Raw genomic sequence first — 13,243 nt, 5'->3', positions numbered from 1 at the left:
AGAGCAAATCTTTTGGATTTTGACATACCTATAAATATATGAAAGGTCTACGACTAAGACTAGAGTCGTATTGTTTATAGGTTTTTTTGTACAGTGTTTTTTGGAGTTGTACCCATAATATTCAAATATTCCAGATTACTCAGTTTATTTACCAATTCAATATTTTTTAATCTTTTGCAATTGTGAATAGTCAAAGACTTGAGGTTTGAAAGACTTTGAATAGCTGAAATATCCTCTAATTTTGTGGTTTGTGCCAAATAAAGGTTTTCTAAGCTTGTTAGATTTTCAATACCTTCCAAACTAGTAATAGAACCTGTATTTATTCTTAAGCTTTTTAGATTAGAAAAATTTTTAAAAAGTGATAGATTCTTACCTGTATACTTTCCAATCCATAAATCTTCCAATTGTGTACATTTAAAAAGCGATTTCCGCTTTGGTCGCCAATTAACAAATACACTTCTAAGTTCGGGCTTATTTGAAAAGATAATTTCATCCCGGTCATCATTATCAATTCCGAGTTGGACTAAGTTTTTCAGCTGATTAACCACTGAAAAATTAAATGGAGCATAATGTATGAAAAGAAACTTGATGTTGGGGCATTCAGAAATTATATCAACATCATTTTCAGGCCAGTTTTTAATAAAGCTTAATGCAATCCCATCAACTTCATTTCTTTTTACCATTTTTACCGCCAATGGTAAATCGTTATCGTTTTGGACATCAACAAAGCTTAATCCGTAAAGTCTATTTTTTGAAATTTGCATTTTTAAATTGTGTGCGACAACTATATATAATCAATAATCATATAGCTATTAAAGGCTTAAAATTAAAATAATTTTCTCCATACACCTTTCCAACGAAGATGTCTAATAAATTTTCCTTCAGCTTTGCTTACAAGTGGCTTTTTGCCTTTCAGCCAAGCTCCTAAAAAGCTCAAAATACCTTGAAGATATAGTTTTGGATTCCTTGCTTGAAGTGCCATTTTTAATAGTGCTATTTTAGCCAGAACAATACCATAACGCATTTTATACAGCGCTTGGCCCTTCGCTTTGTAATTTTTAACGCTGTAGCCATGACCAGTTGGGCGCAAATGTTTTACCACTAAAGACTCATCTGTAAATGTCTCAAAATCGTGATATTTTGCCAATAAAACATCTACGGTATCCCAGCCCGTTTCCGGTCGTAAACCACCTATTTTGTTGAAACAAGCTTTATGGTACAGTTTTATGGGGCCGCGGATGTGATGCTTATCGGCAATATTCTCATAAACCCATTTACCATTCTTTTCAATATGCAAAAGCCCGGCGCACATACCAAGCTTCCAGTTGCTCTGAAAATGACGCTTCATCAGTTCAAAGTAATTTTTCGGCAATATAATATCGGCATCAAATTTTGCTATTAAATCATATTCAGAAACATGCTGAAATCCGAAATAGAACGCATCTATCACCTTTTTACCGGGAATGTGGCTATCACTACTATTACGCTGCAATACTTTAATCCATGAATGTTTTTGAGCAAATGATGACGCTATTTCAAACGTGGTATCTGATGAGTTGTCATCTACCAGTATAAGTTCATTGGGTTTTTCGGTCTGCTCAACAAAGGAAGTTAAACAGGCTTTTAGAAATTTCGCTTCGTTATGGGCAGGGATGATAATAGAAATCTTCATGTTCTGTTATTCCGTGTTTAAAGCGGAATTCAAAGTTACAAATAGATTCCTGCTTCCGCAGGAATGACAAAAGAAACTACAAATACCAAAAAAATACTTGAGTCATTTCGAACAAACGTGAGAAATCTAAACCTATTCACATAGATTTCTCAATCGTTTTACTCATTTCGAAATGACTAGTTTAGCTTCTTTCGGCGTAAACCATGTAGTACCTGTTTGTGAAGTACCTCAGAATAGGACGAAACCCAATTTTTTTAGTTGGATTGGTCCACTTTACCGTATCTATAATTTTCCACCCCGCCTTTTCTAGCAACCAATCGAATTGCCAATCTTCAAACTCATGGTAATGTCGGTCCCATGGGTCGGTCTTGCTTCTATATGCGGATGAAAACCATAATCGCATGGGTATGCTTACAACTATCTTGTCCGCTTTGATTTCTCTAAGCACATTAAAGGGGGCAACGAGATGTTCGAAGATTTCAAAAGCGGTGACCACTTTTGCATTTGAATTTCTTACTTCATCAAAACTAAGGTCTAAATCTTCACCTTGGGTATTTTCTACTTGAAAACCCTCCTTTTTCATAATCTCTGAAAAAGGATTTTCAACACCCAAATCTAAGATAGACTCATCTGTGCTTACGTGTTTTTTTAAGAAATCTAGTGTAATTCTGTATCGCTTATGCGGGTATTTGCCTTCGTACATTTAATATCTGTAAACAATGGCATTGATATTCATACCAGCGCCAACACTTGCAAATATAACAAGATCTCCTTTCTCTACTCCATGATTTTCTACTTTACCTTTACGAATTCTATCGAACAAAATAGGCACGGTAGCGACAGAATTATTACCCATTTCTTGAATGATCATCGGCATCACTTCTGTGGGTGTTTCTTTACCATATAAGCGGTAAAACCTTTTTATTATAGCCTGATCCATTTTTTCATTGGCCTGGTGAATAAATATCTTTTTCACTTCATCGATACTTACGTCACTCTTGTTCAAACAGTCGGCCATTGCTTGAGGCACGTGTGTGCAAGCAAATTCATATATTTTTCTACCATCCATTTTTATATACCGGGTATCTTCACAACCCTCTTGATCATAAGTGCGGTCAAAATAAAGATAGTAGGCTTCACCATTTGCGTGGGTCTGGGATGCATGGGTTAAAATTTCTCCTGAGCTGCTATCACCTTCTAAAATACAGGCGCCAGCGCCATCGGAGTATATCATACTGTCACGGTCATGTGGGTCTATTACTCGAGATAGGGTTTCACCACCAATGACCAAACATTTTTTTGCCATGCCACTTCTTATAAAGGCTTTTGCCTGTATGACGCCTTCGATCCAGCCAGGGCAACCAAAAAGCATGTCATAGGCAACGCAGGAGGTGTTTTTAATCTTTAATAAGTGTTTTACACGAGTGGCCAAAGAAGGTAGGGTGTCACCTTGTATTTTGCCATGGGTAACATCGCCGAAGTTATGGGCGAAAATAATATAATCAAGTTCTTCTTTATCGATTCCGGCATCTTCAATTGCCTTTTCAGCAGCAAGAAAACCAAGGTCTGAGGTCTTTAATTCCGGTTTGGCATAACGCCTTTCTGCAATACCGGTTATCGCTTGAAATTTTTCTATAATGGTAGCATTTGGATGTTCAAACTCACTACCATCCCGACCTAAAAACCGATGGTTTAAAAAGTCATCGTTTTTAGTGACAATTTCCGGTAGATAACTACCAGTGCCCGTTATTCCTATTTTCATATATGGTTAGTATAAGCGTATGCTAATATTAGTGTACTGCACAAGGTAGTTAAAAAGAAACAGGAGTTGTTATGCATGCATAATATTTCATACGATACTCAACAAAAGTTTTGGTAAAAAGTGATAAGAAAAAAGCCCGTTCTTTTTTCAATAGAACAGGCTAAAATACTTTAAAACAGCACTTTGACTAGACTTCTGCGTACGCTTCTATTGGGGTACAAGTACAGATCAAATTACGATCCCCAAAAGCTTCATCTGTACGTCTAACAGTTGGCCAAAACTTATTTTCACTAACAAAATCTAACGGATATGCCGCTTTTTGACGACTATACGGGAAATCCCAATTATCAGATGTCACCATTTCTAAGGTATGTGGCGCATTTTTTAAAACATTGTTTGGATTTTCTAGTATTGCCTCATCAATTTCTTGTCGAATAGATAGCATTGCTTCGCAAAAACGATCTAATTCTGCCAAACCTTCACTTTCGGTGGGTTCTATCATAATTGTACCTGCAACCGGGAAGGAAACCGTTGGTGCATGAAAGCCATAATCCATTAAACGTTTGGCAATATCGGTAACCTCGATACCATTTTCTTTAAAAGGTCTGCAGTCGATAATCATCTCGTGTGCAGCGCGTCCTTTTTCGCCTGTGTAAAGCACGTCAAACTTGCCATTTAAGCGTTCTTTGATGTAATTAGCATTAAGGATGGCAATTTTCGTAGCGTCGGTAACTCCTGCGGCACCAAGCATCTTAATATAGCCATATGAAATGAGACAGGCAAGTGCACTACCCCAAGGAGCTCCTGATATGGCGGTAATCGCTTTATCTCCGCCAGTTGTTACTAAAGGATTTGAAGGCAAAAATGGCTTTAATTGCTCGGCAACGCAAATAGGACCGACCCCTGGACCACCTCCTCCATGGGGGATAGCAAAGGTTTTGTGTAGGTTCAAATGGCAAACGTCTGCTCCGATCATTCCTGGATTAGTCAAACCAACCTGTGCGTTCATATTCGCGCCATCCATGTAAACCTGACCGCCATGGTCATGTATCAATTGGGTAATGTATTTGATAGAAGATTCAAAAACACCATGGGTAGAGGGGTATGTAACCATTAATGCCGCTAGGTTTTTGGAGTGCTCGATTACCTTTTCTTCTAAATCTATCACATCTATATTACCTCTTTCATCTGTTTTCGTAACGACTACCTGCATACCTGCCATTACAGCCGATGCTGGATTTGTACCATGCGCCGAAGCAGGAATAATACAAATATTACGATGTGCCTCATCTCGCGACTCATGATAAGCGCGAATGGTCATTAACCCTGCATATTCTCCTTGTGCACCAGAATTCGGCTGTAATGAAGTGGCTGCGAAACCTGTAATTACATTAAGCTGCTCTTCAAGTTCCTTTAGCACCAATTGATAACCCTCAGCTTGGTTTAATGGTACAAACGGATGAATATTTCCCCAATTTGCCCAGCTTAGCGGTAACATTTCAGAAGCTGCATTCAATTTCATTGTACAGCTGCCCAATGAAATCATGGAATGGTTCAACGCTAAATCTTTGCGTTCTAGTTTTTTGATATAGCGCATCAACTCAGTTTCAGAGTGATAGGCATTAAAGACAGGTTGTTGTAGAAAAGACGAGGTACGTTTTAAACCTTCGGGAATAACATTTTTATAGGTTTCGTTGTCATTATCTTCATCTAGGCGTTGTGAATCACTAAAACATGAAATTAATGGCTTGATGTCCTTGTCGGAAAACGCTTCGTTCAATGAGATAGAAATTGTCTCATCATCGATATAGTTAAAGTTTATTCCCTTTGATTCTGAGATAGTACGAAGTGAATGAACTGTACCTACTTTAACTTCTAAAGTATCAAAATAGTTGGAATTCAATTGCTCAAAACCTAAATCAACAAGTTTTTGAGCTACTTTTTTGGTGTTTGTATGTACCTTATTTGCGATATATTTTAATCCTTCTGGGCCATGATAGACAGCGTACATTCCTGCCATTACCGCAAGAAGAACCTGAGCGGTACAAATATTTGAAGTTGCTTTATCTCTTTTAATATGCTGTTCACGGGTTTGTAGTGCCATTCTTAGGGCAGGGTTGCCGTCTGTATCTTTGGTCATTCCAATAATACGTCCTGGTATATTACGTTTATAGGCCTCTTTCGTGGCAAAAAATGCAGCATGTGGGCCACCATAGCCTAATGGAATACCAAAACGCTGTGTAGTACCTACTACCACATCAACACCCCATTCTCCCGGTGGTGTCAACAATACCAAACTCAAGATATCCGCTGCTACAGCAACTTTAATTTCATTTTCTTGTGCTTTTTTTACAAAGTCACTGTAATCATGGACTTGGCCGTGTTTGCCAGGATATTGTAAAATAGCTCCATAAAAATCTTTTTCAAATTTAAAATTCTCATGATTTCCGATAACGAGCTGAATTCCCAGCGGAGTAGAACGGGTTTCCAATAGACTGAGCGTTTGTGGCAATATTTCCTCTGAAACAAAGAATTTTAAAACACCCTCTTTTTTCTGCTGTCTTGTGCGAACATCAAAAAGCATGGTCATTGCTTCAGCGGCTGCCGTACTTTCGTCCAATAAAGATGCATTGGCCAGTTCCATGCCTGTAAGATCACATACCATTGTTTGGTAGTTGAGTAAAGCTTCCAGTCTTCCTTGTGCAATTTCAGCTTGGTATGGTGTGTAGGCTGTATACCATCCCGGGTTTTCAAGAATGTTTCTTTTAATCACCGAAGGGGTCAAACTTTCATGGTAACCTAGACCGATGTATGATTTAAATACCTTGTTCTTATTCGATAAATTTTGAAGCAGCGTCAAAAACTCATGCTCGCTTACCGCCTCAGGAAGATTTAGTTGTTCTTTGAGTCTAATATCCTCAGGAATGGTCTCATTTATAAGTTCGTCTAAATCATTGACTCCAACGATTTCGAACATTTTTTTTAAATCTTTCTCTTGAACACCAATGTGGCGTAAAGCAAATGCGTCTGTATTCATCTTTTATCAAATAAAGTCCACAAAATTAGGTATTAATTCTATCAAAATAGCTATTTACATTCTTCAAGAAAGCAAAGTTTTTAACCGGAAATGAACCTTAATGTTAGTTTGTCTAATTTTGTTTAATGCGCTTTTTAAGACAAGCTTTCGACTTTTATTTAGATGCTAGTATACATGTGGCTTTGGCTGTTGTCACTTTATATTTTTCTACCCTGCAAATCATTGAAACTTCAACAAATTGGCAGCTTGCAAGTTTTCTGTTTTTTGGTACTATTGTGTGCTACAACTTTATAAAGTATGGGGTGGAGGCCGAAAAGTATCTGATTGTTTCAAATCCATACCATAAACTAATCCAAGGGTTTAGCTTTCTTGCTTTTGCTTTTTCGGCATATTTTTTTCTACAATTGGGTTATAACCTTTGGTTTGCGATAATGACGCTACTAGGGGTTTCGGTTCTTTATGCCATTCCATTATTACCTAAAGCAAAAAACCTAAGAAGTTTAGCTGGTCTTAAGACTTTTTTGGTCGCTTTGGTCTGGATGGGCTGTACCGTAGTACTCCCCTTAGTCGATAATGATATAAAAGTTACTTGGGATATAGGCATTTTATTGCTGCAGCGTTTTCTTTTAGTCTTGATTTTGCTCTTACCTTTTGAGATAAGGGATTTAAAATTTGACAAGCCAGAATTAAAAACCATGCCTCAACGAATAGGCGTAGAAAAAACCAAAACTGTAGGATATGTACTAACCGTATTCTATGCCGTTCTACTGTTTTTTAAGGACAGTATCAGTATTAAAATTATAGTTATCGACTTGTTACTTTCACTAGTACTCTTGGTCGTACTAAAAAAAACAACAAAAGAACAAACCAACTACTTTTCTTCTTTTTGGGTAGAAGGGATTCCTTTGCTTTATTTAGGGATATTAGTTTTTACAGAAAAACTATTCTGATTTTTAGTTAGAACTTGCTGAAACACAAAACGATTTCATTAAGTGTTTTTCACTCTTCATCAAAAAATGTCTCTTTAAGTATTTTGATTTGAACAAATACTTGTATTAAATTCTTCGATAAGGTTCGTTAATGAAGTACCACTTGGTGGAGTGTTACCTCTTTTTTTGATTTTACTACAGCATTAAAACACAAGTTTGATAATTTGCCCGTTAGTATATTTTGTATAAACCCCGAATACAGGGATGTGTAAAGTTTTCACGCAATGTAATTTGCATTTCAATTAGAACCGTATAAATGTCCAACCCGTTTAAAAAAATCACTAAGAACGCAGAAGAATCTAAAAGTCAGATGCACAGCCAAGGGCAGCGCACTGAAACAGGTGCTGCCTCAAAAAGCTGTTCCACTTGTGGGGCTCCAAGACCGAAAAATACAAACTTGGTCAAATGCGATTATTGTAAAACCAGCTTTATGGAAAATGTAAGCAGTTTTAATGCAGATTCTTAATTATGGCAACACAAGAAGAACTCGTAAAAAGGTGGGATGGATTCTTATTTAAAATAGAGGAACGTTTTAACGATTCGCTTAGATATGCCGAAGAAGCCTGTAAAGAGCAATTGGTAGAAACCGATTATGAATATCAAACGGTAATGCGTTCATGGGGCGGTATGAAAGCCCAAATGTATAGTCTCATTGAAAAGATAGATGAAACCTGGGATGCCAAAGTCGGTCCCGCAATGGAGGCTGTTGGAGATTTTGCGAGCGATGAAAGTGATAAGGCTTATGATCTTAGGCATAAACTTATTGACGCGTTAGAAAAGTTTCAGCGAAAATTGGAAGGTGAATTATCGCAATTATTTTACGATCACGCAATTCAGATAGCCGACAAGAAGGCGCAATGCGCTCAATGTGATGCAGATATAGAGATTCAGAAGAATATTTTTAGGGCGCAATACATTACGTGTACTTACTGCAATGCCGTGAACACAATTGAACCCGAAACTAAATTCGTTAAGATAGGGTGGGGTATCGTAGACAATATTGCAGCTATGAGAATGAATAAAGGCTTTGAAAAAATGCAGAGAGCAGTAAATGCGATTCAAGAGTATAGAGGAAAAGCACCGGAGGCCTATTGGTCAACTTATGAAGACGCCTATTTTGCCTATTGGGAGAGTTTTTTTAAAGAGCGGATAAACCTTAATGCCGATGCGGCTGATAGACTTGAGCAAGATATGGAGAGAAAACGACAAGAATTTGAAAATTATAAAGAAATACAAACAAAATAGATTTAAAATATGGAAGCAATTAATGGAGTAACTTTTGAAGATTGGGGAGCTGCCTGTGGTAATATAGCACAAGGCATGAGTGCAGAAGAAGTCTGCGAAATTTTAGGGTTAGAGTTACCGGTATGGCAAAAGACCAATGACGAATGGGCCGGCAAATTGGGGGATATTATGGCTCAAGATATGAATATGGCGACGGTCTATAGTGGATTTTTTACCAATCCTAAAGTTGGAAAGTTTGCAGGTGTGTCTCAAGATGCGGGTTCATCAATAGATAGTCTTTTACAAAAAGCACCGGATTTTGATACCTACCAAAAGATTTTTAGTCACCAGTCCGTTGCCTCTGAACATGGTATTGATGCGGTTACGGTATTAGAAGAGTATGGTTTAAACCTTCATGATTGGAGCCAGTTGAGTATGCATTATAGTAGCTACGCTAATTCTGATTTTCATCATACCAGCCCTGAATATATGGAACGTTATAAAGAAGTTTCTGGCGCAATCGATAAATGGGATAAACACTGGAAAGAACACTATAAAAACGATGCCGTGGACCTAGCGGATGATATCGATTTTTAAGAAAAAGAAATCCATCCTTCTAAATTAACAAGTATGAATTTAAAAAATCAAATGCGTTCGGTAATCCAATGGGAGAACCCAAGAGATTTTCAGCTTTTCTACAAATTTACAGATAGGGGAGACGAGTTGAAGAATGCGTCAAAAATAATTTTACAACCCGGCCAGGGCTGTATTTTCACTTATGAAGGTAAGGTTGAAGGTGTGTTTGAAGAAGAAGGCATACATGATTTAAAAACGAGCAACAAACCTTTTTGGACAACCATTAAAAAGTTTATGAACGCTTTTGAAAGCGAGCATAAGACGGGAATATGGTTTTACCGTAGGTCCGACATGTTGAATATTCGTTGGGGCACGCGCATACCGATAACCTATAATGATCCAGTTTATGGCTTTCCGGTAAATTTAAGGGGTTTTGGTAATTATTCTATAAGAATCACCGAGCCTAAAAGCTTTTTTGTAAACGTTTTGTCCGGTAAATTAGATTATTTTGTTGATGAGCTGCAAGAGATTTTTCTTTCCAGAATTACTCAACCGATATCGAACTACTTGGCAAACGCAAAATTCTCATTTGCAGAAATAGATTCTAATATAGAGTTGATCGCAAAAGAAGCGCAATTAAAATCGGTTCAAATTTTTGAAGACCTTGGATTTAAATTATTGGACTTTAGAATAGAGGGAACTTCTTTTGATAAAGAAACCAACCAACGAATTGGCGAAATAAGCAATGTGCAAGCAGATGTTAAAGCGGCTAACATTGCTGGGGTAGATTTTGCAGAACTTCAGAAATTAAAGGCGATGCGAGATGCAGCTAAAAATGAAGGAGCAGCTGGCGCTACTATGGGTATGTTCGCAGGAATGAATATGGGCAACACAATGGGGCAACAGCAAAAACCACCTGAAAAAATAGATGTCCGTTCAAAATTAAAAGAATTAAAAGAGCTTTTTGAGGATGACTTGATTTCGGAAGAAGAATTTCAAGCCAAAAAACAGCAGCTTTTAGATCAAATGTAAGACCATGAAGAAAGTAGCCAAAATATCAATTTTAGTTGCCCATAGCATTGTGGGTCAAATAGGTTTAAACTATGAGTGGTAAAACAGATAAATGAATGTTCATCACTTAGGGATAAAATTGATAAAACGCTTTTTAGAAAAGAGTTTGACAAGTTTGTGAAATCCACTATTGGTGGGCCTGGCTTAAGATAGAAATGAAGAAAATTGTAGTTGGTTGTAGTATTGCCTTTGTTCTTACGGTTGGCATTGTGATTACGTCATTTTATTTGGTTTTTAGGACCAAAAAGAGAGATGTCTCCAATGAAGCACCTTTTGAGGAAATTACTAAACAAAAAATCACCACCAAAGTAAAAACACAGATTCTCAAATACCCAACTCCTACGGTTTATGAAGACTACAATTATCATCTCGAAGATGGCACTGGTTTCGGAATGAATTCTGAATTGAAAATTATAGCAGAAATCCCTGTGGGTACTTCAATTACAGTTGAGAAGGTAGAATTGCATACTGGTCGAGTTAGTGGAACTACCTCTGCCTATCTTTTCGGCAGTGTTTTTATTGTAGACAAACAAGAAGAGTACTTCTTTCAATATTCTTGGGGAGATTATCGTTCACTATATCAAGACCGCCCATACTGGGTTTTTGAAAAAGGTTTTTGGCAAGAAGAGGCTTTAGAAGAAAAATATTTTATTGAGGTGCCCTAAAGGCTAATTTTTAATGAAGATTAGTTAATATGAAGAATTCTCCGTAGAAAGTAGTCGAAATTTCATGGTTTTCAGTGATTTTCTGCAATAATCTAAATTTTAATTTCAACCAAAATTTAAAAAGTAAATATGAAAAATTTTAAAGTAATCTTATCGTTGGCAATCTTTTTTATAGGTGTTAGTTGTAATGAAGTTCGTGATAATTTTGATTGGGGATTGGTACAAGAAGGTGTTTATATCAATAAGTTTTTTGGAATGGAATGGGAAATTCCAAAAGATTGGCACTATGATGATAATTTTGCTGAACAATGGACTAAGACCAACAAACCAGATTTTACGTCATTTGCCCAACGCGTTTACAAGATAAAGGAGCGTATGGCAATCCCGCATGGTGAAGTAAAAAATTCATATCTGTTTATGCTCAATAAAAAAGACATTGCGTTGGGGCAAAAAGATAATCCAACAATTTTTCTGTTTGCAGAAAATCTAAATGCAGTAGAAGGGAATGTAATTAATACTTTGGAAGATTATATTGACCAGACTATTAAAGAGTCTAATGCAAATTCAACAGTTACTTTAGATTCTGATGAATACCAAAAAGAACGTGTTGGAGGTACTACATTTTACAAATTAACAGGTGTTAGATTAGACAATAAAACAAAATATAAAGAACATTATTACTTGACTTTGATGAACGGTTTTGGGTTAACTATGCTCTTGAGAGCAGAAGATAACAAAGGGATTGCAGAGCTTGAGGCGGCAATAGAGCAAATATCGTTGTAATGCTTTTGTTGTAACTTTTTTAAAATTACCACTTCATGTTTTGGAAAAGAAAACCAAAATTACCGATTACTCTTGAAGACCAGCTTTGGGTAGAAGAATCCCTTACTTTTTTAAAAGAAAGTCTTGGGGAAGCCTTTTTGCTTAATATTTCTACGGTAACTCCAACCAGAGACTTTTTTGGTGTTGATTTTGATGGTACTGAAGCGGATGCCCTATTTGTTTTTGAGCGTTGCCTAGATGTAATGAATATTTCTAACGAAAAAGTTTTACTTGAGTTTTATTCGGAAGAAAATCGTTATTTGGATGATGGCACCCTGTTAAGCACTTCGGCCGATATTTTGGGAAGGTCTTCCGGTGCTGCAGGTACCTTTCAAAAAAAAGGAGGGAAGGCTATTATTAGAATTGAAAAAGGACAATTGAAACATCCTGAAAGTCTAATTGCCACCATCAGTCATGAATTGGCACATGAAAAATTATTGGGGGAGCATCGTATACTTGAAAATGACGAATACCTTACAGATCTTACTGCAATCGCTTTTGGTTTCGGAATCTTTATTGCTAATGCCAAGTTTCAATTTCGATCGGGGCAAGGTGATGGTTTCGGCTGGCAAATGCAAAGTCAAGGCTATCTACCCGAGCAGATAAGTGCTTACGCTATGGCTTCGTTATCGCTTAAAAAAAAGGAAGCTGTAAAAGGTTATAAAGATTATCTAGATAAATCGGTACAAAAGTATTTTGAGAGAAGTTTGGCCTATCTAAAATCTAATCAACACGATAAGGATGTTTCTGTTTTTTGGCCTGTCACCAAAAAGGAAGAAGCTGAAAAATCAATTCAACCGGTAGCGATAACTCAAGAAAAGACTAATTACTCCCAGAAAGAGCTAAAAGATATAAATCGTGAAATATGGCAAGCCTCCTATGCAGGCAATATAGATACTATTGAAGACTATTTGCGAAAAGGGGTGTCTCCTAACTTTGTAACCATTGGTGGTTCTCCTTTGGCCATAGCAGTTGCAAAAGAAAACAAAGAGCTGATTGATTGTCTTTTGCGCTATGGAGCCGACATCAATTTTGTTGAGTCAGATAATGCTATGAGCTTAGTACCGCTAATGGCGGCCTGTGAGAATGAAAATATAGCTATGATGAAATATCTAATTGGTCTCGGGGCTCAAGTTGACCGCATTAGCGGCAATAGAAAAAGTATTCTTCAAGTCGCAGTGGAAACAGGAAGTAAAGAATTGACACAATTTCTTTTAGATGAAGGGGCGAATATTGAAATAAAGTCAGGTTCCATCATGAACTTTAAAAGAACCCCAATTTGTGCGGCAGTGATGCAAAATAATGTCGAAATGGTCTCCTTTTTAGCTAAAAATGGAGCAAAAACAAAGCCCATCCGTAAATTACCAAGACATGAAATCCATCCTAAGATGGTCAAGTTTTTAAAAGCAAGAAAGTACTTGTAAA

At 37.0% G+C, this 13,243-nt stretch carries 13 protein-coding genes; 8 read left to right on the top strand and 5 right to left on the bottom strand.

The window, feature by feature from the left end:
• Positions 1-74: 74 nt before the first annotated feature.
• From ACFSQJ_RS19550 to gcvP, 5 genes are all read right to left on the bottom strand, one after another.
• Positions 75-764 carry a leucine-rich repeat domain-containing protein gene (locus tag ACFSQJ_RS19550; RefSeq protein ID WP_377768603.1) on the bottom strand — a complete coding sequence of 230 codons (690 nt, stop codon included), beginning with the start codon at positions 762-764 and terminating at the stop codon, positions 75-77.
• A 62-nt stretch (positions 765-826) separates the two neighbouring features.
• A complete protein-coding gene (locus ACFSQJ_RS19545; RefSeq protein WP_377768602.1) occupies positions 827-1,672 on the bottom strand; it encodes a glycosyltransferase in 846 nt (281 codons plus the stop codon).
• A 181-nt stretch (positions 1,673-1,853) separates the two neighbouring features.
• Positions 1,854-2,375: a methyltransferase gene (locus ACFSQJ_RS19540; RefSeq protein ID WP_377768601.1), complete on the bottom strand. Its 522-nt coding sequence runs from the start codon at positions 2,373-2,375 to the stop codon at positions 1,854-1,856.
• Positions 2,376-3,434 carry a 3-oxoacyl-ACP synthase III family protein gene (locus ACFSQJ_RS19535; protein WP_377768600.1) on the bottom strand — a complete coding sequence of 353 codons (1,059 nt, stop codon included), beginning with the start codon at positions 3,432-3,434 and terminating at the stop codon, positions 2,376-2,378.
• A gap of 187 nt (positions 3,435-3,621) precedes the next feature.
• On the bottom strand, positions 3,622-6,471 hold the full coding sequence (gene gcvP, locus ACFSQJ_RS19530) for an aminomethyl-transferring glycine dehydrogenase (RefSeq protein ID WP_377768599.1): 2,850 nt from the start codon (positions 6,469-6,471) through the stop codon (positions 3,622-3,624).
• A gap of 125 nt (positions 6,472-6,596) precedes the next feature.
• Between gcvP and ACFSQJ_RS19525 the strand changes: the two genes are divergently transcribed.
• From ACFSQJ_RS19525 to ACFSQJ_RS19490, 8 genes are all read left to right on the top strand, one after another.
• Positions 6,597-7,421, top strand: a complete 825-nt coding sequence (locus ACFSQJ_RS19525) for a hypothetical protein (RefSeq protein ID WP_377768598.1) — start codon at positions 6,597-6,599, stop codon at positions 7,419-7,421.
• Between the two features lie 295 nt (positions 7,422-7,716).
• The gene (locus ACFSQJ_RS19520; protein ID WP_377768597.1) at positions 7,717-7,926 is read left to right on the top strand and encodes a hypothetical protein; all 210 of its coding nucleotides are present in this window, start codon (positions 7,717-7,719) and stop codon (positions 7,924-7,926) included.
• Between the two features lie 2 nt (positions 7,927-7,928).
• A complete protein-coding gene (locus tag ACFSQJ_RS19515; RefSeq protein ID WP_377768596.1) occupies positions 7,929-8,705 on the top strand; it encodes a hypothetical protein in 777 nt (258 codons plus the stop codon).
• Positions 8,706-8,714: 9 nt separating this feature from the next.
• Complete coding sequence (locus ACFSQJ_RS19510) at positions 8,715-9,281, top strand: DUF6620 family protein (protein WP_377768595.1); 567 nt, start codon at positions 8,715-8,717, stop codon at positions 9,279-9,281.
• Positions 9,282-9,314: 33 nt separating this feature from the next.
• Positions 9,315-10,292 carry an SPFH domain-containing protein gene (locus tag ACFSQJ_RS19505; RefSeq protein ID WP_377768594.1) on the top strand — a complete coding sequence of 326 codons (978 nt, stop codon included), beginning with the start codon at positions 9,315-9,317 and terminating at the stop codon, positions 10,290-10,292.
• Positions 10,293-10,486: 194 nt separating this feature from the next.
• Entirely contained in the window at positions 10,487-10,996 is a 510-nt protein-coding gene (locus tag ACFSQJ_RS19500; RefSeq protein ID WP_377768593.1) for a hypothetical protein, read from the top strand.
• 129 nt (positions 10,997-11,125) lie between these two features.
• Positions 11,126-11,779: a hypothetical protein gene (locus tag ACFSQJ_RS19495; protein WP_377768592.1), complete on the top strand. Its 654-nt coding sequence runs from the start codon at positions 11,126-11,128 to the stop codon at positions 11,777-11,779.
• Between the two features lie 35 nt (positions 11,780-11,814).
• Positions 11,815-13,242, top strand: coding sequence for an ankyrin repeat domain-containing protein (locus tag ACFSQJ_RS19490; RefSeq protein ID WP_377768591.1), 1,428 nt, complete (start codon positions 11,815-11,817; stop codon positions 13,240-13,242).
• Position 13,243: the final 1 nt, after the last annotated feature.

The organism is Croceitalea marina (genome assembly GCF_042684265.1).
Classification (GTDB): Bacteria; Bacteroidota; Bacteroidia; order Flavobacteriales; family Flavobacteriaceae; genus Croceitalea; species Croceitalea marina.
This window is presented reverse-complemented; position numbering and strand designations above follow the sequence as displayed.